At 72.4% G+C, this 23215-nt stretch carries 19 protein-coding genes; 9 read left to right on the top strand and 10 right to left on the bottom strand.

The features are described from left to right. Positions 1–16: 16 nt before the first annotated feature. Positions 17–1378 (top strand): type I glutamate--ammonia ligase, encoded by a 1362-nt coding sequence (gene glnA, locus E1264_RS16145; RefSeq protein ID WP_132174223.1) that lies wholly within the window; start codon positions 17–19, stop codon positions 1376–1378. A 27-nt stretch (positions 1379–1405) separates the two neighbouring features. Continuing rightward, positions 1406–4429 (top strand): bifunctional [glutamine synthetase] adenylyltransferase/[glutamine synthetase]-adenylyl-L-tyrosine phosphorylase, encoded by a 3024-nt coding sequence (locus E1264_RS16140; protein ID WP_132174221.1) that lies wholly within the window; start codon positions 1406–1408, stop codon positions 4427–4429. A gap of 24 nt (positions 4430–4453) precedes the next feature. On the opposite strand, the gene E1264_RS16135 is transcribed toward E1264_RS16140, so the two are convergent. Beyond that, on the bottom strand, positions 4454–5359 hold the full coding sequence (locus E1264_RS16135) for a phosphatase PAP2 family protein (RefSeq protein ID WP_243710961.1): 906 nt from the start codon (positions 5357–5359) through the stop codon (positions 4454–4456). Positions 5360–5641: 282 nt separating this feature from the next. Here E1264_RS16135 and E1264_RS16130 point away from each other — a divergent pair, with 282 nt between their 5' ends. Then, positions 5642–7195: an alpha/beta hydrolase gene (locus E1264_RS16130; protein ID WP_132174219.1), complete on the top strand. Its 1554-nt coding sequence runs from the start codon at positions 5642–5644 to the stop codon at positions 7193–7195. Between the two features lie 91 nt (positions 7196–7286). Continuing rightward, the gene (locus tag E1264_RS16125; RefSeq protein WP_165964202.1) at positions 7287–9029 is read left to right on the top strand and encodes a glycoside hydrolase family 3 protein; all 1743 of its coding nucleotides are present in this window, start codon (positions 7287–7289) and stop codon (positions 9027–9029) included. 78 nt (positions 9030–9107) lie between these two features. Here E1264_RS16125 and E1264_RS16120 read toward each other — a convergent pair whose 3' ends face one another. The 3 genes from E1264_RS16120 to glnA (E1264_RS16110) all read right to left on the bottom strand — a co-directional run bounded on the left by E1264_RS16120 (position 9108) and on the right by glnA (E1264_RS16110) (position 13286). Continuing rightward, complete coding sequence (locus tag E1264_RS16120) at positions 9108–9500, bottom strand: OsmC family protein (protein ID WP_132174215.1); 393 nt, start codon at positions 9498–9500, stop codon at positions 9108–9110. Between the two features lie 81 nt (positions 9501–9581). Further along, the gene (locus E1264_RS16115; protein ID WP_132174213.1) at positions 9582–11711 is read right to left on the bottom strand and encodes an SNF2-related protein; all 2130 of its coding nucleotides are present in this window, start codon (positions 11709–11711) and stop codon (positions 9582–9584) included. A 150-nt stretch (positions 11712–11861) separates the two neighbouring features. Beyond that, a complete protein-coding gene (gene glnA / locus E1264_RS16110) occupies positions 11862–13286 on the bottom strand; it encodes a type I glutamate--ammonia ligase (RefSeq protein ID WP_132174211.1) in 1425 nt (474 codons plus the stop codon). Between the two features lie 182 nt (positions 13287–13468). Here glnA (E1264_RS16110) and E1264_RS16105 point away from each other — a divergent pair, with 182 nt between their 5' ends. The 4 genes from E1264_RS16105 to E1264_RS16090 are packed head-to-tail and all read left to right on the top strand — an operon-like array spanning position 13469 to position 17302. Continuing rightward, the gene (locus E1264_RS16105) at positions 13469–14758 is read left to right on the top strand and encodes a hypothetical protein (RefSeq protein ID WP_132174209.1); all 1290 of its coding nucleotides are present in this window, start codon (positions 13469–13471) and stop codon (positions 14756–14758) included. After that, positions 14755–15867 (top strand): hypothetical protein, encoded by a 1113-nt coding sequence (locus E1264_RS16100; RefSeq protein WP_132174207.1) that lies wholly within the window; start codon positions 14755–14757, stop codon positions 15865–15867. Before E1264_RS16105 ends, E1264_RS16100 begins: the two co-directional genes overlap by 4 nt. 15 nt (positions 15868–15882) lie before the next feature. Further along, positions 15883–16818: a hypothetical protein gene (locus E1264_RS16095; RefSeq protein WP_132174205.1), complete on the top strand. Its 936-nt coding sequence runs from the start codon at positions 15883–15885 to the stop codon at positions 16816–16818. 10 nt (positions 16819–16828) lie between these two features. Continuing rightward, a complete protein-coding gene (locus tag E1264_RS16090) occupies positions 16829–17302 on the top strand; it encodes an RDD family protein (protein ID WP_132174203.1) in 474 nt (157 codons plus the stop codon). Between the two features lie 36 nt (positions 17303–17338). On the opposite strand, the gene E1264_RS16085 is transcribed toward E1264_RS16090, so the two are convergent. Both E1264_RS16085 and lipA read right to left on the bottom strand, forming a co-directional pair. Next, complete coding sequence (locus E1264_RS16085) at positions 17339–18034, bottom strand: DUF4191 domain-containing protein (RefSeq protein ID WP_132174201.1); 696 nt, start codon at positions 18032–18034, stop codon at positions 17339–17341. 48 nt (positions 18035–18082) lie between these two features. Next, entirely contained in the window at positions 18083–19009 is a 927-nt protein-coding gene (lipA, locus tag E1264_RS16080; protein ID WP_132174199.1) for a lipoyl synthase, read from the bottom strand. A gap of 238 nt (positions 19010–19247) precedes the next feature. Between lipA and E1264_RS16075 the strand changes: the two genes are divergently transcribed. Next, a complete protein-coding gene (locus E1264_RS16075; protein WP_132174197.1) occupies positions 19248–19757 on the top strand; it encodes a YfbM family protein in 510 nt (169 codons plus the stop codon). On the opposite strand, the gene lipB is transcribed toward E1264_RS16075, so the two are convergent. The 4 genes from lipB to sucB all read right to left on the bottom strand — a co-directional run. Next, entirely contained in the window at positions 19730–20458 is a 729-nt protein-coding gene (gene lipB / locus E1264_RS16070) for a lipoyl(octanoyl) transferase LipB (RefSeq protein ID WP_243710960.1), read from the bottom strand. The genes E1264_RS16075 and lipB overlap by 28 nt on opposite strands. Before the next feature lie 45 nt (positions 20459–20503). Next, positions 20504–21241 (bottom strand): peptidase E, encoded by a 738-nt coding sequence (locus E1264_RS16065; protein WP_132174195.1) that lies wholly within the window; start codon positions 21239–21241, stop codon positions 20504–20506. A 102-nt stretch (positions 21242–21343) separates the two neighbouring features. Beyond that, on the bottom strand, positions 21344–22231 hold the full coding sequence (locus E1264_RS16060; RefSeq protein ID WP_132174193.1) for a TIGR01777 family oxidoreductase: 888 nt from the start codon (positions 22229–22231) through the stop codon (positions 21344–21346). 160 nt (positions 22232–22391) lie between these two features. Continuing rightward, positions 22392–23215, bottom strand: an 824-nt coding sequence (gene sucB / locus E1264_RS16055; protein WP_132174191.1) for a 2-oxoglutarate dehydrogenase, E2 component, dihydrolipoamide succinyltransferase, incomplete at its 5' end; no start/stop codon positions are given.

Below are 23215 nucleotides of genomic sequence, written 5' to 3'. Positions count from 1 at the left end.
CCGAGGGGAGTGGGACTTGGACCGTCAGCAGGAGTTCGTGCTGCGCACGCTGGAGGAGCGCGACATCCGCTTCATCCGGCTGTGGTTCACCGACGTGCTCGGGTTCCTGAAGTCGGTGGCCGTCGCCCCGGCCGAGCTGGAGGGCGCCTTCGGCGAGGGGATCGGCTTCGACGGGTCGGCGATCGAGGGCTTCGCCCGGGTATACGAGGCCGACATGATCGCCAAGCCGGACCCGTCCACGTTCCAGGTGCTGCCCTGGCGGTCGGAGTCGCCGGGCGTGGGCCGCATGTTCTGCGACATCCTCATGCCGGACGGGACGCCGAGCTTCGCCGACCCCCGCTACGTCCTCAAGCGGGCCCTCGCCCGCGCCGCCGACCTCGGCTTCACCTTCTACACCCATCCCGAGATCGAATTCTTCCTGCTCAACGACAAGCCGGAGGACGGCCGCGCGCCCGAGCCGGCCGACGCGGGCGGCTACTTCGACCACACCCCGCACAGCGCCGCGCACGACTTCCGCCGCAACGCGATCACGATGCTGGAGGCGATGGGCATCTCGGTGGAGTTCAGCCACCACGAGGGCGCCCCCGGCCAGCAGGAGATCGACCTGCGCTACGCCGACGCGCTCACCACCGCCGACAACATCATGACGTTCCGGCTGGTGATGAAGGAGGTCGCGCTGGAGCAGGGGGTGCACGCGTCCTTCATGCCGAAGCCGTTCACCGAGCATCCCGGGTCCGGCATGCACACGCACATGTCGCTGTTCGAGGGCGACCGCAACGCGTTCTACGAGCCGGGCGCGGAGTACAAGCTGTCCAAGGTCGGGCGGGCGTTCATCGCCGGGCTCCTGCGTCACTCGTCGGAGATCACGGCGGTGTGCAACCAGTTCGTCAACTCCTACAAGCGGCTGTGGGGCAACGTCGGGTCCGCCGCCGGGGCCGGGGGAGAGGCGCCGTCCTACATCTGCTGGGGGCACAACAACCGGTCGGCGCTCGTCCGCGTCCCGATGTACAAGCCGCACAAGGGCCACTCGACGCGCATCGAGTTCCGGTCGCTGGACACGGCGGCGAACCCGTACCTGGCGTTCGCGGCGATCCTCGGCGCCGGGCTGAAGGGCATCGAGGAGGGCTACGAGCTGCCGCCGGGCGCTGAGGACGACGTGTGGGCGCTCACCGTCGCCGAGCGGCGGGCTCTCGGCATCGAACCGCTCCCGCAGGACCTGGACGAGGCGATCCACGCGATGGAGCGCAGCGAGCTGGTGGCCGACATCCTGGGCGAGCACGTCTTCGACTTCTTCCTGCGGAACAAGCGGCAGGAATGGGAGGACTACCGGCGCCAGGTGACCGAGTTCGAGCGGAAGCGGCTCCTGGCCGTCCTCTAGGCGGGGTCCCGGATTACGGTGGAGTCCGTGACCGAGTCCCGCACTCCCGAGCGCCGCTCGTCCCTCGCGGGACGCCTGGCGCGGCTCGGCTTCACCGACGCCGCCCGCGCCGAGCGGCTCCTCCTGGACGCCGAGCAGGGCTCGGCCGCCCGTCCCGGCGACGATCTTCTCGACGCCCTCGGCGGCACCGCCGACCCCGACCTCGCGCTGGACGGGCTGCTCCGGCTGCTCCCGTCCGCCGACGGGAAGGGCGTCGGGGACGAGCTGCGCGAGGCGTTGGCCGGGGAGCCGGGGACGCGGGAGCGGATCATCGCCGTCCTCGGGGTGAGCGCCGCGCTCGGCGACCAGCTCGTCCGGCATCCGGAGCACTGGCGGGTCCTGCGCGACGAGGAGACCCCGGACGGGAGCCCCCGCGATGATCTGCTGGCCGCCGTCGGCGCCGATCCGGGCGCGGGGGAGCCGGTGGCGTCCGGGTCCGGCCGCGAGACCCTCCTCGCGCTGCGCGTCGCGTACCGCAGGCGGCTCCTCGCGCTGGCGGGACGCGACCTCACCGGCCGCGCGGACGTCGCCGACGTCGCCGCCGAGCTGGCCGACCTCGCCGCCGCGGCGCTGGAGGCGGGCCTCGCGATCGCGCGCGCCGACGTCCCCGGGCACGGCACGTGCCGCCTCGCCGTGATCGGCATGGGCAAGTGCGGCGGGCGGGAGCTGAACTACGTCAGCGACGTCGACGTGATCTTCGTGGCCGAGGCCCGGGAGGGCGAGAGCGAGGACCGGGCCCTGCGCACGGCGACGCGGCTGGCGTCGGCGATGATGCGGGCCTGCTCGGCCAGCACCGAGGAGGGCGCGCTCTGGGAGGTGGACGCGGCGCTGCGCCCGGAGGGCAAGGCGGGCCCGCTCGTGCGGACCCTCGCCAGCCACCGCGCCTACTACGAGCGCTGGGCCAAGACCTGGGAGTTCCAGGCGCTGCTGAAGGCCCGTCCCGTCGCGGGCGACGCCGAACTCGGCGCCCGCTACCTCGACATGATCACCCCGATCGTGTGGGACGCGGCGGAGGGGGAGAGCTTCGTCGAGGACGTCCAGGCGATGCGCCGCCGCGTCGAGGCCGACCTGAACGAGCGCACCGCCGACTCCGAACGGCAGCTCAAGCTCGGCCCGGGCGGGCTCCGGGACGTGGAGTTCGCGGTGCAGCTGCTGCAGCTCGTCCACGGCCGGTCCGACGAGACGCTCCGCGCCCGCGCCACCCTCGACGCGCTCGACGACCTGTCGCGGGGCGGCTATGTGGGGCGCGACGACGCGGCGGCGCTGTCGTCGGCGTACCGGTTCCTGCGGCGCGTGGAGCATCTCGTCCAGCTGCACCGGCTGCGGCGGACGCATCTCGTCCCGGACGACGAGGACGGCCTGCGCCGCCTCGGCCGCGCCCTCGGCCTGCGTCCCGACCCGGTCAGGGCGTTCACCGAGCAGTGGCGGCGGCACGCGCGGGAGGTCCGCCGCATCCACGAGAAGCTGTTCTACCGGCCGCTGCTGCTGGCGGTGGCGCGGCTGCCCGGTGAGGAGGCGCGGCTCACCCCGGCGGCGGCGGGCGCGCGGCTGGAGGCGCTCGGCTTCGCCGACCCGGCGGGCGCGCTCCGCCATATCGAGGCGCTCACCTCCGGCGTGTCCCGGCGCGCCGCGATCCAGCGGACGCTGCTGCCGGTCATGCTCGGCTGGTTCGCCGACGCCCCCGACCCCGACGCAGGGCTGCTCGGGTTCCGGCAGGTCAGCGACGCGCTCGGCACCACCCCCTGGTACCTGCGGCTGCTGCGGGACGAGGTGACCGTCGCCGAGCGGATGGCGTGGATCCTCGGCTCCAGCCGCTACGCCACCGACCTGCTGCTGCGCGCGCCCGAGGCGGTCGCGCTGCTCGGCAGCGACTCCGGCCTCGCCCCGCGCCCGATCGAGGCGCTGCGCACGGAGGCGCAGGCGGCGGTCCGCCGGTACGCCGAGGGGCGCGGGCCCGCCGAGGAGGCGGCCGCGGCGGTGCGGGCGCAGCGCCGCCGGGAGCTGTTCCGCGTGGCGGTCGCCGACCTGCTCGGCCTCGCCGACGTCCGGACGGTCGGGGACGCCCTCACCGGCATCGCCACCGTCACCGTCGAGGCCGCGCTCCAGGCCGCCACCGGCAAGATCGAGACCGAGACGCGGAAGCCGCTGCCGACGCGGCTGGCGGTCGTGGCGATGGGCCGGTTCGGCGGGCACGAGCTCGGCTACGGCAGCGACGCCGACGTCATGTTCGTCCACAACCCGGAGCCGGGCGCGGACGAGCGGGCCGCCGGACGCGCCGCGCACGCCGTCGCCGAGGAGCTGCGCCGCCTGCTCTCGCTGCCCGCGCCCGACCCGCCGCTGGTGATCGACCCGAACCTGCGTCCCGAGGGGCGGCAGGGGCCGCTCGTGCGGACGCTGGCGTCCTACGCCGCCTACTACGCCCGCTGGTCGGAGCCCTGGGAGGCGCAGGCGCTGCTGCGCGCCGACCCGCTGATCGGCGACGAGGGGCTCCGCGACCGGTTCCGCGCGCTGATCGACCCGGTCCGCTGGCCGGACGGCGGGATCGACGACGACGCCGTCCGGCAGATCCGGCGGCTGAAGGCGCGGATGGAGTCCGAACGGCTCCCGCGCGGCGTCGACCGGCGGCTGCACACCAAGCTCGGCCCCGGCGGCCTCGCGGACGTGGAATGGGTCGCGCAGCTCCTCCAGCTCCAGCACGCCCACGAGGTCCCGGGCCTGCGCACGACCCGCACCCTGGACGCGCTCGACGCGGCCGTCGAGGCCCGCCTGCTGGACGCGGAGGACGCCGCCGTCCTCGCCGAGGCGTGGTGCCTCGCCACCCGGATCCGCGGCTCGATCATGCTGGTGCGGGGCCGCGCGTCGGACCTGCTGCCCAACGATCACCACCGGGAGCGCAGCGCGGTCGCCCGCGTTCTCGGCTATCCGGCGGCGGGCGACCTCCTGGAGGACTACCGCCGTTACGCCCGCCGCGCCCGAGCCGTCGTCGACCGGGTCTTCTACGGCGCGGACTAGGCGCGGCGGAACGGGTGTCGTGCCCTAGGCGGGCTGCGATGTACGACCAGAGTTGTACGTGGAGCGCGTGGCGGCGCCTCCGGTGGCCGCGGCGGCGGGGCCGGGGGCCGGCTTTCCGGCGTCGCGGCGGACGCGGCTCGTGATGGCGTGGGCGATGCGGGCCCGCGCGACGATGACCGGTTCGGGATGCCGCACGTAGAGGACCCACGACAGCCACGCCGCGCCGCCGACCAGCGCGAACCCGGCCACCGCGTCCAGCACGTAGTGGTTGGCGGTGGAGAGGATCACGTACACGGTCGTGACCGGGTACAGCGCGCCGAGCGCCTTGGCCCACTTCTGCGTCGCCAGCCTGACCAGGACGATCCCGCACCACAGCGACCATCCGGCGTGCATGGACGGCATCGCCGCGTACTGGTTGGTGAGCGTCCCGGACGCGTCGCTGGCGTACAGGCCGAGCGAGTGCAGCGCGGTCACCGGGTCGACGAAGCCCTCGCTGTGCAGGAAGCGCGGCGGGGCCAGCGGGTACAGCCAGAAGCCGAGCAGCGCCACGCCGGTGGCCGTCATGATCGACGTGCGGAGCCACCGGTAGTGCTCCGGCCGGTAGCGGTACAGCCAGACGACGACCCCGAGCGTCACGATGAAGTGCGCCGTGGCGTAGAAGATGTTCGCGCCGCGCGCCAGCCAGGGCACCGACAGCAGGGTCTGATTCAGATGAAGCTCAACGTCCAGCCCCAGGTAGCGCTCCACGCCGAGGATCTGGTCGGCGTGCGCGAACGCGGGCCCGGTTCCGTCCTGAACCAGGATGATGCGCGTCAGCGTATAGGCGGTGTAGAAGAGCACCACCAGAAGAAGCTCACGCCACACCGGAGGCGCGGTGAGCACCCGTCGCCGCTTCGTCGCGGCCGCTGCTGTGGGGGGCGGTTGAGCCATGGTTTCCATCTTTGCCGCACGGCCCCCTAAAAGAGATCACCGCGACGAATGGTCTTCATCTCAGACTTGAGTAGTACGACCCTGATGCGGTATCCGGACTTTCGGGGGATGGCCCTCGGGGACGCCTCCCCCTCCGGCTCCCCCGTGGAGCCTGCTGGAGTTGATCAGGAGTCAGCATAGGAGGCCCTGGGTAGATCAAAGTCGCCCCCCGCGACACGAACGGGGGGACGAATGGCCCACTTTTGGGCGATACCTGGCATTGCGGTACTCGGCGCCACCGCGTTGGCCGCTTCCGGTCTGAACGCCGCTTCCGGGCGGACCTACTACGCCGCCGGAAGTACACACGAGGGCCAGGCCGCGCTGACGAGCATATCGGGTGCGAGCGTCCCGGGTGGGAGCGCCTCGGGGGCGGGCGTCCGCCCGCCGCGATGGACGCGGTGCACCGGGCTGCCGTCGCCGCCCCCGGGAACGGCACCGCCCCCCACCGGGTTCCGCTGCGCGACGCTGCAGGTGCCGCTCGACCACGCCAGGCCGTCCGGCGAGAAGATCGGCATCGCGCTGATCAAGGTCCCGGCCACCGGCGGGGGGCGCCGCATCGGGTCGCTGGTGTTCAACTTCGGCGGCCCCGGCGGCGAGGGCGTCGGCGCGCTCGCGCAGGCCGCGGACCGGTACTCCGAGCTCGGCGCCCGCTACGACCTGGTCGGGTTCGACCCGCGCGGCGTCGGCCGCAGCACCCCGGTCACGTGCGCCGGGCCACGGCAGATGGACGAGATCGCCGCCCGGGACGACACCCCCGACACCCCCGCCGAGGAGAAGGCGTACATCGGCGGGCGCGCCGCCTATGTCAAGCAATGCCAGGCGCGGTCGGGCAGGCTGCTGCCCCATGTCGGCACCCCGAACGCCGCCCGCGACCTGGACCTGATCCGCGCCGCGCTCGGCGACCAGAAGCTGCACTACTTCGGGATCTCCTACGGCACCTGGCTCGGCGGCGCGTACGCGCACCGGTTCCCCGGCCGGGTCGGACGGGCCGTCCTCGACGCCGCCGTCGACACCGGGCTCGCCACCAAGGACCTCTCGCTCCAGCAGGCGGCCGGGTTCCAGCGCGCCCTCGGCGCCTTCGGGGCCGCCTGCGTCCGGCTCGGCCGGAAGGCGTGCCCGCTGGGCAAGGACGGCCCGTCCGTCGTGAAGTCCACGGCGCGGATCCTCGCCGGGCTCGACCGCAGGCCGCTCAGAACGTCCGGCGGCCGCGAACTGACCCAGAGCCTCGGCACGACCGGGGTCGCCGCCGCGCTGTACTCCCGCGACGTGTGGCCCTACCTCGCGCAGGGCCTCGTCGACGCCGTGAAACGCCGCGACGGCTCGCTGCTGCTCGCGCTCGCCGACGCCCTGAACGGCCGGAAGAAGGACGGGACCTACAGCAACCTGACCGCCGCCAACACCGCGATCACCTGCGCGGACGGCACCGACCGCTACACCCCGGCCGACGTCCGGCGCCTCCTTCCCGCCTTCCGGAAGGCCTCGCCGATCTTCGGGACGTCCATGGCGTGGGGCCTGCTGCAGTGCACCGGCTGGCCGGTGAAGGGCGACGCCGCGGCCCGCACGGTGTCCGCCCCGTCCGCCGCGCCGATCCTCGTCGTCGGCAACACCGGCGACCCGGCCACACCGTACGCGTGGGCGCCCGCGCTGACCCGCGCCCTCGGCGGACGGGCGGCGCTCCTCACCTTCGAGGGGGAGGGGCACGGCGCCTACGACACCGGCGACCTCTGCGTCCGCACGCGGGTGAACGCCTACCTCCTGACCGGCGCCGTCCCGCCCACCGGAACGACCTGCGCCTGACCGGTCCGCCGCCTTTTTGGCAACATTCACCATTGATTCCGGCCGCCGGTATGGACTGGTCTAGACCAATGAGCGGAGGAGGATGATCATTATGAAGACTGGCGGCCGAACCCTCGTGTCCATCGCCGCGGTCGCGGCGCTCGGGCTGGCGCTGGCCCCGCCCGCCCACGCGCAGGCCCCGCCGGGCAAGGGCGGCCGGGCCTGCGACGTCGACGCCCAATTGGCCAGGATGACCGACGCCGAGAAGGTCGGGCAGATGGTCATGGTGTCCACCGGGGAGAAACCGGACGGCATGCCCGACGATGAGACCCGCCGCGCGATCCAGGAACTGAAGATCGGCTCGACCCTCACCCACGAGCCGCAGACCCCCGCGATCGCCGCCCGCTACGCCAACCAGATGCAGCGCTGGGCGCAGGACACCCGCCTCGGCCTGCCGCTCCTCGTCTCCGGCGACTTCGAGTTCGGCACGACCCACAACGTCCGCGAGGGCACGACGCCGCTGCCCAACGCGATGGGCATGGGCGCCGCCCGCGACCCCCGCCTCGCCCGCGAGGCCGCCGTGATCACCGCGGCGGAGGCCCGCGCGATGGGCTTCCACTGGGGCTACGCGCCGGTCGCCGACGTCAACACCAACCCCGCCAACCCGATCATCGGCGTCCGGTCCTTCGGCGAGCGCACCGAGCTGGTCAGCGACCTCGTCGAGGCGCAGGTGCGCACCTACAACAGGGCCGGCCTGATCGCGACGCCCAAGCACTTCCCCGGGCACGGCGACACCGAGTTCGACAGCCACCTGCAGCTCCCGGCCGTCAAGTACGACCGCGCCACCCTCGAAAAGGTGCACCTGCCGCCGTTCCGCGCCGCCATCGAGGCCGGCGCCGACTCGATCATGACGGCGCACGTCGTGGTGGAGGCCATCGACCCCGACCTGCCCGCCACCCTGTCGCCGAAGGTCCTGACCGGCCTGCTCCGCGAGGAGATGGGCTTCGACGGGCTGATCGTCACCGACGCGATGGACATGGACGCCATCGACAAGAACTGGGGCACCCGCCAGGCCACGGTGATGGCGATCGAGGCGGGCGCGGACATCGTCATGTCCACCGGCGACTACGCGACCCACGCCGAGGCGGTCGACGCGCTCGCCGACGCGCTGGCCGACGGCTCGCTGAGCCGGGAACGGGTGGACGAGTCCGTCCGGCGCGTCCTCGGGCTCAAGTGCAAGTACAAGGTGGGCGACCACCGCTACGCCGACCCGAAGACGGCCGAGAAGGTCTCCGGCAACAAAATGTTCCAGCGGCGCGCCCTGAACATGGGACTCGCCGCCACCACCCTGGTGCGCAACGAAGGCGGCGTCCTCCCGTTCGACGCCGAATCCGACGACAGGACGCTCGTCGCGGGCGCCGTCCAGACCCAGGTGTTCGCCGACCAGGTCGCCGCCGTCGCCGACGGCCCCGTGGAGACCTGGCAGTCCGCGACGACGAACCCGACCGACGCGGAGATCGCCGACGCCGTCAAGCGCGCCGCGTCCGCCGACCGGATCCTCGTCGCGACGTTCTCGTCCGGACCGCTCCCCGCGGGCCAGGCGAAGCTCGTCAAGGCCCTCCAGGCGACGGGCAAGCCGGTCGCGGCGCTCGCGATCGGGCTGCCGTACGACCTGACGTCCTACCCGGACGTCAAGGCCTACATCGCGACCTACGGCACCACGGCCCGCACCCAGCGGATCGACCTGACCATGCACAAGGCCGCCGCGCGCGTCGTCTTCGGCGAGCAGCCCGGCGGGCGCCTGCCGGTCACGATCAAGGACCTGTACCCCTACGGCCACGGCCTGCGGTACTGACCGTCCTCCAGCCACCCACCGGCTCCGCTGGACCGCCCGGGTGCGCCGCCTCCCCCGATCGGCGCACCCGGGCCCTTCCTAGACGATCTGCTCCACCCTCATGGGCTCCTTGAGGGCGTTGCCGACCGTGCAGTACTTCTCGTGCACGCGCTGGGCGACGGCCTTCAGCACGTCCGCGGCCTTGTCGTCGCCCTCGGGGAGCTCGACGTCATAGGTGACCGTGATCGTGCCGTACGTGCTCGTCGCGACCTTGTCCGCGTGGACGGTCGCGGCGAGCCGCGCCATCCGGTGCCCGCGCTGCGCGGTCAGCGGCTCCACGGTCACCAGCTCGCAGCCGCCGAGCGCCGCCAGCAGCAGCTCGCCCGGCGTGAAGGCGCCCTCGTCGTCCGCGCCGCCGATGGCGACCCGCGCGCCCCGGTCGTTGACCGCCTGGAACCCGTCCTCGGTGCGCTCCACCCTGACCTCGGCCATGTGCCATCCCCTCTGATCGCGTGCTTCCGCCCGCCTGAACAGCGACCCCGCCCGGGTTCTTCCCCACAGGGCACATGCCGCTCAGGACGCGGCGAGCCGCTCCTGCTCCTCCTGGACGATCTGCCGCGCGAGGGCCTGCTCGGAGATGTCGACCGCGTCCGGCGTCCGCTCGGCGAGATCGCTGCGGCGCGCGTACTCGTCGAACAGCCTGGCCTTGAGCTGGAGGATCTCCAGCATCCGCTCGTCCACGCTGCCCGGGGTCAGCAGCCGGTGGACCTGCACCGTCCGCACCTGCCCCATCCGGTGAGCGCGCGCGACGGCCTGCGTCTCCATCGTCGGCTTCACCTGCGGCTCACAAATGATCACAACGGACGCGGCCTGCAGGTTCAGCCCCACGCCACCCGCCTGGATCTGCGCGAGAAGCACGGCATGCCCGGGCGCCTCGGTGAACGCGTCGACCAGCTCCTGGCGCCGCACCGGCGCGACATCGCCCGAGATCGGCCCCCGCGCGTTCGGCAGCGCGTCCCGGACGGTGGCGAGCACGTCCCGGAAATAGGAGAAGATCACGACCTTCAGCTCGTTGGCCGCCGCCTCCTCGACCAGCTCCACCAGCCGGTCGAGCTTCGCCGACTTCTTCGGGACGGCGTACGCGGCCCGGCGCATCGCCATGAAGTTGCCGTCGGCCACGGCCCGCCGATAGGCCCTGGCATCGGCCCTGCTGAACTCCTCCAGCTCGTCCACGTGCACGACCTCGGGCAGTTCGACGAGCACGTCCCGCTGGTTGCGCCGCAGGTAGACCGGCGCGACCGCCGACCGGAACGCCCGCGCCCCCACCGCCGCGTCATGCGGCCGGATCTGCTTCGCCACCTCCGGCCGCAGATGCGCGACCAGGCTCCGGAACTCCTCGACCCGGTTCTCCATCGGCGTACCGGTCAGAAAGAGAACGTTCTCCGTCCGCTTGCACCAATAGGCGACCGCTTGAGCACGCCGCGTCTCGTGATTCTTCGCGTAATGGGCCTCGTCCACCACGAACATCCCGAGTTCCACATGCTCCGGCACATCCAGCGAATGGAGTGTGGCGAGGGTCGTGACGGCGATTCCACCATCCCCGACCCACTTCTCCAGCGCGGTCTGCCGCCCCGCCCCGTGCAGGGGATGCGCCGCCAGCTTGCAGCGCGACTCGATCTCCCGCACCCAGTTGATCAACACGCTCGCCGGGCACGCGACGAGGAAATGCGTAGCGCCCTGAGCCCGCAGATGCGCCATCGCCGCGATCGCCTGGATGGTCTTCCCCAGCCCCATCTCGTCGCCCAGGATGACCCGCCGCTGGACGAGCGCGAACCGCGCCCCGAAGGACTGGTACCCGCGCAGGGAAACCCGCCGGAACCCGTCGTCCAGCGGCTGATGCTTGACCCGCGCCGCGAGATCACCCGGCAGGAACCCTTCGGCCGCCTCCCGCTCCGGCACCAGCGCCGCGAGATCCGCCAGCAAGGTCTGGTAGTCAGAGGCCCGCAACTCGAAGTCGATCCAGGCCTCATCACCGGAGACATGGGGCCGCAGTAGATCAACCGACCCCTGCGACATCAGCAGCCGGGCGCCCTCCGCCCCCCTCAACGCCTCCGCCAGCCGACCGACCGCTTCCCGGGCCCGCTCCCGCCGCGCGGGCCGCGCGAAGATCTTCCGCCACCACGACCCCAGGGGCCGCGCGTCCCGCACCAGCGGCCCGAACCGCTGCTCCACGTCCTGGGCCGCGGCCCGCGCACGCGGCAGCTCCGGCCCGGCGTTCACCAGCCGGTGCAGCGCGACGACCAGCGGCGTCGTCACCTCGTCCCGCCGCTCCACATCGATCCGCACGCCCGCCGACTGCTCGGCCGCCTCCGCCAGCCCGCCCGCCGCCGCATGCAGCTGCTGCGCGGTCTGCGGCCCGATCCCCGGCAGCAGCTGGAGCCGGTACCGCGTCGCCTCCAGCACATCGGCGACGCTCGTGAACCCGGCCTCCTCCAAGGGCCCGAGCCGGAGCCGCCCGTCCGTGACGTCCTTCAGCCGGGCCAGCGGAATCGACCGCAACTGCTCCCGCGCCGCCTCCACCCGCAGCGGCTTCAGCGCCCCCTGCACCTCGGACACGGCCCGCCGATGGTCGGCCAGCAGGTCCCGCGCGGCGCCCAGCAGCGAGTGAGCGTCCCGCAGGACGCCCTTGGCCTCGTCCGTCATCGCGCTCCTAACCCACACACTCCGCCCACATGATGCCAGCGCCCGCCGACAGGGCATGGAGGTCCTCGGTAATCAGGGTGCGGACGCGAAAGAGCCCCCTGAGAGCGGTCCCAGGAGGCTCTTGTCGCCGGCGAAGACCCGGCCCAGTGCTCAGATGTCGTAGTAGAGCTCGAACTCGTGGGGGTGGGGGCGGAGGCGGATGGGGTCGATCTCGAACTCGTTCTTCATCGTGATCCAGGTCTCGATGAGGTCGGGCGTGAAGACGCCGCCTTCGAGGAGATAGTCGTGGTCGGCCTCCAGGGCCTCCAGGACCTCCTGCAGCGAGCCGGGGACCTGCGGGATCGCGCGGGCCTCCTCCGGCGGGAGCTCGTAGAGGTCCTTGTCCACGGGCTCGGCGGGCTCGATCTTGTTCTTGATGCCGTCCAGGCCCGCCATGAGCATGGCGGAGAAGGCCAGGTACGGGTTGCAGGACGGGTCCGGCACGCGGAACTCGACGCGCTTGGCCTTCGGGTTCGAGCCGGTGATCGGGATGCGGATGCAGGCCGAGCGGTTGCGCTGGGAGTAGACCAGGTTGACCGGGGCCTCGTAGCCCGGGACGAGCCGGTGGTAGCTGTTCACGGTCGGGTTCGTGAACGCCAGGAGGGACGGCGCGTGCTTGAGCAGGCCGCCGATGTAGTAGCGGGCGTTGTCGGACAGGCCCGCGTAGCCGACCTCGTCGTAGAAGAGGGGGGCGCCGTCCTTCCAGAGGGACTGGTGGCAGTGCATGCCTGAGCCGTTGTCACCGAAGATCGGCTTCGGCATGAACGTGACGGTCTTGCCCGCGGCGCGCGCGACGTTCTTGACGATGTACTTGTAGAGGAGGAGCTGGTCGGCGGTCTTCAGGAGCGTGTCGAACCGGAAGTCGATCTCGGCCTGGCCGGCGGTGCCGACCTCGTGGTGCTGCATCTCGACGTGGATGCCGCAGGCCAGGAGCTGGGAGACCATCTCCGAGCGCAGGTCGGTGTAGTGGTCCATCGGCGGGACGGGGAAGTAGCCGCCCTTGTACGGGGGCTTCGCGCCGAGGTTGCCGCCGGGCTCCTCGCGGCCGGTGTTCCACGCGCCCTCGACCGAGTCGAGGTAGTAGTAGCCGGCGTTCGCCTTCGTCTCGAACCGGACGTCGTCGAAGATGTAGAACTCGGCCTCGGGACCGAAGTAGCAGGTGTCGGCGATGCCGGTGCCGCGCAGGTAGTCCTGCGCCTTCTTCGCCACGTTGCGCGGGTCGCGGCTGTACGGCTCGCCGGTCAGCGGGTCGTGGACGAAGAAGTTCAGGTTCAGGGTCTTGTGCTGGCGGAACGGGTCGACGACGGCGGTGGACGGGTCCGGCAGCAGGAGCATGTCCGACTCGTGGATCTCCTGGAAGCCGCGGACCGAGCTGCCGTCGAACATCAGCCCCTCGGTGAAGACGCTCTCGCCGAAGCTCTCGACGGGGAACGTGAAGTGCTGCATCTTGCCCGGCAGGTCCACGAACCGGCAGTCGACGAATCGCACACCCTCGTTCCTGATGTAGCTCAGGACCTCTTCGGCGCTGCTGAACATCCGGCCTCCTTGAGCGCTTCTCGGTCCTGGCAGGCTAGGACGGCGCCGTTTCCCGGCCGTGTCTCATATGTTTCCGGTGTGTTACGCGTCCGGCGGGAGAACGCGCCCGGGGGGTGCCCCACACGCGTGACCTGTGAGATTCTGGAGGAGGGATGCGGCGGGCGCCGTTGGAGGCGGCCGACATGCGCGATACCCGTCCGAACCCGATCTGGCCCGTCGATTGGACGTCGGCCGGACGCCTGGACATCAGCCTCGAGAATCTGCCGTCCGAGCCAAGGCTGGCGGCCCATCGGATGCTGGACCGTCTGGCGGCGCTGGCGCACGCGGCGGACGGCGGCGCCACGGACGGAGCCGACGCCTTCCGCGAGACCGTACGGGACCTCGCCACGGCCTCGTGGCCGACCCGCGATCCCGGGCCGACCGGGCCGGCGTACCGGGGCGGCGTGCCAACGCTCATCGACCACACCGGCCTGAACGCCCTGCACGTCGCCGCCGCCCGGCTCGCCGGACCGGACGGCTCCGCGCTCGTGCTCCGGCTGACGCTCGCCGCGCTCACCGCCGAGGCGGAGATCCTCGGAGACGGCTACCTGACCGACCGCGCGTTCCTCGGCGGCGGTGGAAGCGGCGGCGCGCCCCGCAGGGCCGCGCGCGGCGGGGCCGCCACGGCGGCCAAGTGCGTGAAGCTCCTGGACAACCTGATCGAGTTCGAGGACTACAACTTCCCGCTGCCCGTCCCGGACGGCCCCGTCAGCTGGACGACCGGCATCGAGTCCGTCGAGGTCATCGGCCCGTGCGACAGCACGCCGACCCTGGTGGTCCACGGCCACGGATTCGGTGCGGCCGCCCCGCCGGGGGTCAGCGTGATCGCCCCCCGCTGGAACGAGGCGGAGCTCACGGTCGAGTACAGGCCGGTGCAGGTCGTCGGCTGGACGGACACCGCGGTCACCGTGAGGCTCGGCGCCGACGCGGTCGGCGGCGGCCTCGCGTTCGCGGACGTGGGCTGGATCTCCGCGTACAACCAAGCCGTGAAGGACCGCAACAGGCGCGTCGCCCGGAAGATGCACCAGGCAGGCTGCCCCGGCTACGGCCCCTCCGCCCACGCGCAGATCTGGGGCGAGTGGTCGGGGAAGCCGCCGGTGACCGCGGCCAACACGTACGCGGCAGGGCCTCCGCACCTGAGCGCCGAACTCACCCCGTCCGGCGCCCGGGAGATGTGGAGCGACGACCAGCTCCACCTGGGCATCGGGCAGGCGTTCACGCTGGGCTGGAAGGCCGTCAACGCGGACACCGTCACGCTCCGCGCGACCGGGGAAGCCGGCGCGATCCTCGCCGCCGCGGGGCAGGCCGCCCCCGCGGCCGTCGGCGCGGAAGGGCATCTGCCGCTCCCGCGTCCAGTGAGCCCGCCCTCGCCGGGTTCACCCTGGAGGCGGGCAACGCGTGCGGCACCGTCCGGGCGACTCTCGAGACGGTGATCACAGGGCCGCCGCTGCGGTCGCCGGACCTCACCGTGCTCCAGTCGCTGCCCGGCGGGAACGTCGACGTCATCCCCTTCAGCGGCGTCGAGCTGGTGAGTCCCGGCCACGGGCCCTCGATACCGCTGGTGGGGCAGAAGCGCACCGTCGTCCGGGTCGAATGGTGGACGGCGATCCGGCAGGTCCCCGCCGGCGAGCCGATCACCGCCGAGGCCCAGCTGGAGGTGACCGGCCCGCTCGGGGTCGGGCAGTCCAGCGTCGTGCTGCGGCCGAGCCTCAACACCGCCGATCCGCAGCCGCCGGCGAAGCTGCAGCTCACCTCCCAGCGGCCGTTCGCCTCCACCACCGAGTTCGAGCAGTGGGTCGCGGCCGGTGGCAGCCCGGAGACGTTCGACTTCGTCGTCCCACCCGGGCTCTGCGTGGGAGACGTCGCCCTCCAGGTGACCCTGCGGGCCTGGAACCCCGAGGGCGAGGTCTGGACGTCGCAGGCCGGCACGGTGGTGAAGTTCCATCCCCGGCGGCACGTCAAGATCCGCTACCGGCCGCACGACCGGCCCGCGTACACCGATTCCGACGGTGTGACGCACGCGTACATCCCGGCACCGGACGACGAGGAGTGCATGGCCGTCCTGCGGGACGCCGCCACGATGCTGCCCATCCCGGACCCGGAGATCATCAGGATCCCCGGCGAGGCCGACACGGCCGCCGGCCACCTCATCGAGGACCTGCGGGAGCTGCGCGGAGGCACCGAGACCCCGCAATGGCGCGAGGAGATCTGGCTGGTCGTCGGACCCGCCGGGGTCGGCGGCTACGCCCCTGGGCAGTGGACGGCGGCCACCGACGCCACCGCGCTCACCACCGCGCACGAGATCGGCCACCTCTTCGACCAGAACCACCTGCGGCTCTGCAGCCTCAGCATGGACCCCGGCAGCGACGACCCCGCGTACTTCCCCGACTCGGGCGACGTGCGGGTCATCGGCTGGGACGTCTACGGCGATCACGACGTGCGCGGCGCCCGCGACCTCATGGTCCGCACGTACTGCCCCGAGCCCACCTGGCCCAGTCCGGAGCGGTGGCGCCGCGTTTTCCTGAAACTAGGGCCCGGTTAGGCGAGGAGGACGGACATGAATCCCGTGCATGTCACCGGAACCGTCGACGCCGAAGGCGGGTTCACCCCCGGCTGGTGGGGCGGCGCGCCGCCCGGCGCGATCCGCCCCGACGGGGCCGGCTCGGGATGGACCGTCGTGGCGCTCGACGAGACCGGCCGGGCCGTCGCGCGCGTGGGCGCGGCCATCGTGACCGTGCCCGTCTGCCCCGGCGAGCCGTACCGTCAACTCGAAGCGGTCCTCGACCTCCCGGAGTCGGCGGCCGCCGTCACCGTCCTGGACGGCGGGCGCGAGGTGTTCCGCAGACCGGTCCCCGCGCCGCCCGCCGGGATCCGCGTCGAGCAACGGGACGGCGAGGCCCTGGTCCACGTCGACGGGCCCCGGCCCCCGCCCGGCGCCCACCTCGTGGCGCGCTGGGAGTCCGGCGGCCGGCGCCCGCCGGTGCCCGCGGGCGACATCGTGGACGTCGGCGCGGGCGCACGCTCGGCGCTGTCCATGGATCCCGGCGAGCTGCCCGGCGGCCGCGAGTACCGGCTGCGCGTCGACTACAGCGACGGGATCCGCACGGTCACCGCGCTCAGCGAGCCGGTCACCGTCCCCGCGCGGCCCCCGAACCCGGTGATCGAGGCGCCCGCCACGGGGCTGGAGATGTTCGACGACGGCTGGCTGGGCCTCGACGGCCGGCTCGGCGGCGACGGGGATCCCGGATCGCTGACCTGGCTGCTCGACGATGAGCCCGTCGGTACCGGGCCGCACCTCCGGGTCGTCCGGCCGCCGTCGGGGACCCACGTCCTCACCCTGCGGTACGGCGACGACGCCGACTCCCGGCAGCTGACCGTCCACCAGGCGCCGGTCGCCGAAGTCCCCGAGCGGGGCTGGTCGCCGCCGTGGCGCACCGCTCCGTACCGTGTCGTCGGGGTGGCCGCCCGCGCCGGGCAGCAGGGGACCGGATAGCGTAGACGCCATGAGCAGTGGCAAGAGCGGGCCGCGCTGGACGCAGACGTGGCTCGGCGGGGCGCCCTCGGCCGGGGTCGATCTGGGAGAGCCGGGGGAGCGGCTCGGCCTTCCGAAGAGCGGCAGCGGCTCCGTCGCGTCCTACTCCCGGCGGCTGGTGGCGCTGTTCCTCGACTGGGTTCTGGCGCTGCTGGTGGCGAGCCTCCTCGCGCGGTCGTTCGGCTGGGAGCCGGCGGAGCGCAGCATGTGGACGACGGTCATCTTCGCGGTCTACGCGTGGCTGTCGATCGCGTTCGTGGGCGTGACGATCGGGAAGCGGCTGTGCGGGATCCACGTCGCCCGGCTGGACGGGCGCCCGGTGGGGCTCGGCTGGGCGCTGGCCCGGACGGTGCTGCTGGTCCTCGTCGTCCCGGCGTTGATCTGGGACCGGGACTATCGCGGGTTGCACGACCGCGCCAGCAACACCGCTGTCGTCAATATCTGAGCATGGAAAAGCGCCCTCGGGTGGAGGGCGCTTTCGTCAGCGCATCTTGGGCTTCGGGCCCTTGGGCATCTTCGCGCCCTTCGGGATCGGGCCCTTCGGCATCTGCATCGACCTGGGGAGCGCCTGGAGCCGGTCGTTCAGCTCGGCCACCTGGCCCTTGGTGAGGTTGCGGGGCAGCTTCATCAGGTGCCGCTGGAGCTTGTCCACCGGGATCTGGCCCTCGTCGGACCCGACCTGGACGTCATAGATCGGCACCTGCTGCGCGGCGCGGGAGAGGCGCTTCTTCTCGGCGCCGAGGAGCTGCCCGACCCGGTTGCGCGGGCCCTCCGACACCAGCACCACCCCGGGGCGGCCCACCGCGCGGTGCACCATGTCGAGGTTGCGGTTGCCGCTGACGGCCTCGGTGATCGTCCAGTTGCCGCGCATGTTCTTCAGGATCGCGGCGGCCGCGCCCGGCTGCCCGGCGATCACCTTGTACTGCGCGCGCTGCGCCATCTGACCGAACACGATCATGCCGACGGCGACGGCGGCGAGGACGCCCAGCGGGATGAAGAACCACAGCTGGCCGAAGAGCAGCCCGATCAGGATGACGACGGCCAGCGTCCCGATCGCCGACGCGAACACGATCGGCAGGGCCTTCGGGTCGGCCTGCCGGAGCACCTGGGCGACCATGCGGATCTGCTTGAGGCGGCCCGGACGCTCCTGGGCCCCGTCCGTGGGCGTTTTCGACATGGTTACAAGGATAGTCGGGTCGGACGCCCGTCCCGACAGCCCCCGGATCTACGCGCGGGCTTCGATGGCCTGCTTGTAGAGGCGTCCGGCGCGGTAGCTGGAGCGGACCAGTGGGCCTGACATGACGCCTGCGAAGCCGATCTGTTCGGCCTCGGCCGACAGCTCGACGAACTCCTCGGGCTTCACCCACCGCTCCACCGGGTGGTGGCGGGCGCTGGGGCGCAGGTACTGGGTGATGGTGATCAGCTCGCACCCGGCGGCGTGCAGGTCGCGCAGAGCCTGGGAGACCTCGTCGCGGGTCTCGCCCATGCCCAGGATCAGGTTGGACTTGGTGACCAGGCCGTCCTCGCGGGCGCGGGTGATCACCTCCAGGGAGCGCTCGTAGCGGAAGCCGGGGCGGATCCGCTTGAAGATCCGCGGCACGGTCTCCACGTTGTGCGCCAGCACCTCGGGCCGGGCGGAGAACACCTCGGCGAGCTGCTCGGGGACGGCGTTGAAGTCGGGGATGAGCAGCTCGACACCGCAGCCGGGGACGGCGGCGTGGATCTGCCGGACGGTCTCGGCGTACAGCCAGGCGCCGCCGTCGTCCAGGTCGTCGCGGGCGACGCCGGTGATGGTGGCGTAGCGCAGGCCCATCGTGGCGACGGACTCGGCGACGCGGCGCGGCTCGTCGCGGTCCAGGGCGGCGGGCCTGCCGGTGTCGATCTGGCAGAAGTCACAGCGCCGGGTGCACTGGTCACCACCGATCAGGAACGTCGCCTCCCGGTCCTCCCAGCACTCGAAGATGTTGGGACAGCCCGCCTCCTGGCAGACCGTGTGCAGGCCCTCGGACTTCACCAGCCCGCTGAGTTCGCGGTACTGGGGGCCCATCTTCAGCCGCGTCTTGATCCAGTCGGGCTTGCGCTCGATGGGGGTCTGGCTGTTGCGCGCCTCGACGCGCAGCAGCTTGCGCCCCTCTGGGGTCACCGTCGTCACGGCACCCAGCGTACGTCGCGATCTCCGGTCCCGGCACACCGCCCGCCGCCCCACCGCCGACGCGGCCCGACGGGCGGTTTCCGACCGGGTGGGGCTCAAAGGCATCTCGGAGCGGTATCGAACGGATGACAGTGGCCCGTCCCATCCGCCGATTCGGTGTGTTTCCCCCATGCCCAACAGTGGATCTCTCTAGGGTGACTCCCTGTCGTCACGCAAAAGCGTCAGCAGGAGGACCGCCGTGGGTCTGGCAATGTCGTACCTCAGGGTGCCGCCGGTGCTGGAAGGTGAGCAGGATCCGGGACGGATCGCCCGCCATGTCTTCGGCGACCCGCAATGGCGCCGGCGCGGCGCGTCCGTCCTGTTCGAGCTCGGCTGGGCGTGGCAGGCGATGCACTACCTCTGCACCGGCGACGCGTGGGACGGGCGCCAGCCCGAGGCCGACGTCGTGTGCGGCGGGCGGCTGCTCACCGAGGACGGCGCCGACGAGCTGGGCATGGACGTGATCTACCTCGCGCCGGACCGGGTGAAGCCCGCCGCCGACCACCTTACGGCGACACCGTTCGGCGAGCTCGCCGGGCGGTTCGACCCGGCGGCGATGGGCAAGGCCGGCGTCCAGGACGCGAACCGGCTCGACGCGACCGCCCGCGACAAGCTCCTCAAGCCCGCCTACAAGGGGCTCGGGGAGTTCTTCACGGCCGCCGCCACCGAGGGTCAGGCCGTCTACAAGGTGATGGCCGCCGGATCCTGACGCCCCGCCAGGGCCTCGAGCTGCGCCGCCGTGCGGTGCAGCGTGCCCGCCGCGCCGAGCGCGGCGGCCAGATGCCGCTCCACCAGCGGGACGATCTCGGCGACCGTGACGTCCCGGCCGAGCTCCCGGCGGAGGTTCGTGGAGCCCGCGTCCCGGATCCCGCACGGGACGATCCTGTCGAACCAGCCCATGTCGTTGTCGCAGTTCAGCATGAACCCGTGCATCGAGACCTCCCGCGACACCCGGACCCCGATCGAGCCGATCTTGCGGTCGGGCGTGCCGGCGACCCACAGCCCGCTGCGGCCCTCGACGGTGATCGTCTCCAGGCCGAGGTCGGCGCAGACGTCCATCATCATCTGCTCCAGCAGCCGCACGTAGCCGACGACGTCGACCGGGTCGGGCAGCTTGATGATCGGGTAGCCGGTGAGCTGCCCGGGGCCATGCCAGGTGATCTTGCCGCCGCGGTCCACGTCCACGACCGGCGCGCCCGGGTCGCCGACCGGCCGGTCGAGCCTGCCGGTGCGCTTGCCCGCCGTGTAGACCGGCTCGTGCTCCAGCAGCAGGACGGTGTCGGGGATCGCGTCGTCCACGCGCAGGGCATGCATGCGTCTCTGCAGTTCCCAGCCCTCGACGTAGGGGACGGCCGCCGTGCCGAACCCCGCGTGCACCACCACCAGCTCGCGTACGTCCACATCGCTCACACGAGCCAGCTTAAAGCCCAGGAAATCCCGGGAAATCCCCGGGTTCTACAGGGAGGCGAGCAGGCGGGGCTCCAGGCGGAACTCCTTCGCCGTGCCAGGGCCGTCCGGCTCGACGCGGTAGGCGCCCGCGTCCTTCAGGTAGGAGACGGCCTGGACGAACTCGGTGCCGACGTAATGCAGCGCCACGCCCTCGTCGGCCGCGTACCCGCCGGGGAGCGTCCCCTCGCCGACGAGCTGCTGCAGCAGCGGGCGGCGCTGCGGCTCGCTGTCGTAGTGCACGCCGCACGAGTACGGCAGGAACCCGAGGCCGTCGGTCAGCGGCCGCAGCTGCGGGCCGAACGAGTCGGTGGTGCCGCCGACGTGCCAGCACAGCGCGCCCGCGCTCTGCCCGGACAGCACCACGCCCTCCTGCCACGCCTCCCGCAGGGCGCCGTCCAGGCCGTGCAGCCGCCACAGGGCCAGCAGGTTCGCGACGCTGCCGCCCGCCACGTACACCAGGTCCTGGTTCAGCAGGTGCGACCGGACGTCGGGGACGTTCGGCATCGGGAACAGCGACAGATGGCTGACCTCGGCGTCCATCGCGGAGAACGCGGCGTAGAAGCGGGAGGTGTACTCGGCGCCGTCGCCGAGCGCGGTGGTCAGGAAGCAGACCCTGGGACGGTCCTGGCCCGTCAGGTCGAACGCGTAGCGCAGCAGCGGGCTCGGTTCGAGGCCGTACCGCCCGTCCGGGACGAAGCTGCCCCCGCCGATCGCGAGGATGTGCGGCTGTCCGTCGGTGCTCAATTCACCCTCCTGATGGACCACGCTTGCCCAATGTCACGGTTTGACTACGTCACCGTATGGCCGCCCTGCGGAAACGGCTCCGACTTTGACGTTTCTTGGCGATCACAGGAGGTCCCGTAGGGCCGCGTCGACGTCCTCGTGCGCGAACCGGAACCCGGCCTCCTGCAGCCGCCGCGGCAGGACCCGCTGGCTGATCAGCGGCCCCTCGTCGGCGAAGCCGCGCAGCGCCGCCCGCAGCGCGGCCTTCGGGACGGTCAGCCGCGTCGGCCGGTGCAGCGCGCGGCCGAGCGCCCGCGTGTAGGCGTCGTTGGTCACCGGGTTCGGCGCGGTCAGGTTGACCGGCCCGGCGATCTCGTGGTCGATGAGGAAGCGCAGCGCGGCGACGTGGTCGCGGATGGAGATCCAGCTCGTCCACTGGACGCCGTCGCCGAGCCTGCCGCCCAGGCCGAGCCTGAACAGCGGGAGCGTGGTGCCCAGCATGCCGCCCTCGCGGGCCAGGACGATCCCGCTCCGCGGGTGGACGACGCGGACGCCGGCCTCCCCGGCGGGCGCGGCGGCGGCCTCCCAGTCGCGGACGAGCGCCGCCAGGAACCCGCGGCCCGCCGGGCTCTTCTCGTCGGCCTCCTGGCCGCCGGTGTCGCCGTAGTACCCGATCGCCGACCCGCAGACCAGCACGGGCGGCCTCCGGTCGGCGGCGGCGATGGCCTCGGCGATCGTCCGGGTGCCGTGCACGCGGCTGTCCCTGATCTTGCGCTTGTACGCCTTCGTCCAGGGCCGGTCGCCGATGCCGGCCCCGGCCAGGTGGACGACCGCGTCCGCGCCCTCCAGCGACCCCGCCTCGACACAGCCGTCGGCGGGGGACCACCGCGCCTCGTCGGCCCGGGACGGTTCCCGCCTGATCAGCCTGGTGACCTCGTGACCGTCCCCCCGCAGCGACCGCACCAGCGCCGAGCCGATCAGGCCCGACGAGCCCGTGATGGTGACCCTCATGGCACCACCCTAGGCGGAAGCCCGCCACCATACGTTGAGATTCTCACGCTCTGGGGTGCGTTTTCCGATCAGTGGCCTTCGTCCCTGGGCCAGTTCCCGCTGACCGACGAAAGCGGGGACCCCGCCGCAGCGGGGTCCCCGGGTGGTCAGGCGGAGGGGGTCAGAGCCCGAGCTCGGACTCGAAGTTGCCCTCCTCCAGGCGGTGCTTGATCGTGGCGAGGAAGCGGGCGGCGTCCGCGCCGTCGATCAGGCGGTGGTCGTAGGTCAGCGCCAGGTACACCATCGACCGCACCGCGATGACCTCGCCGAGGTCCGGGTCGTCGATGACGGCGGGACGCTTCACGACCGCGCCCGTCCCGAGCATGCCGACCTGCGGCTGGTTCAGGATCGGGGTGTCGAACAGCGCGCCGCGGCTGCCGGTGTTGGTCAGCGTGAACGTGCCGCCGGCCAGCTCGTCCGGGCTCACCTTGTTGGTGCGGGTGCGCTCGGCGAGGTCGGCGATCCGCTGCGCGAGGCCGCCCAGGTTGAGCTGGCCCGCGTTGTGCACGACCGGGACCATCAGGCCGCGCTCGGGGACGTCCACCGCGATGGAGAGGTTCTCCACCTCGTGGTAGGTGACCTCGTTGGTCTCGCCGTTGATGACCGCGTTCAGCTTCGGGTGCGCCTTGAGCGCCTCGACCGTCGCCAGCGCGAAGAACGGCAGGAACGACAGCTTGACGCCCTCGCGGGACTGGAAGTCGGCCTTGGCCTGCTCCCGCAGCCGCGCGATCTTGGTGATGTCCACCTCGACGACGGTGGTGAGCTGCGCGGACACCTGCAGCGACTCCACCATGCGGCGGGCGATCGTCTGCCGCATCCGGGACATCTTCTCGGTCCGGCCGCGCAGCGCGAGCTGCTCGGCGGGTGCGCCGGCGGGCGCCGGGGCGGCGTGCCTGCCGGCCGGTGCCTGCGGTGCGGCGGCGGGGGCCGCGGCCGGAGCGGGGG

Source organism: Actinomadura sp. KC216 (assembly GCF_004348535.1).
Taxonomy (GTDB): Bacteria; Actinomycetota; Actinomycetes; order Streptosporangiales; family Streptosporangiaceae; genus Spirillospora.
Note: the sequence above shows the minus strand (reverse complement) of the source record. Positions and strands in the feature narration are given on the sequence as shown.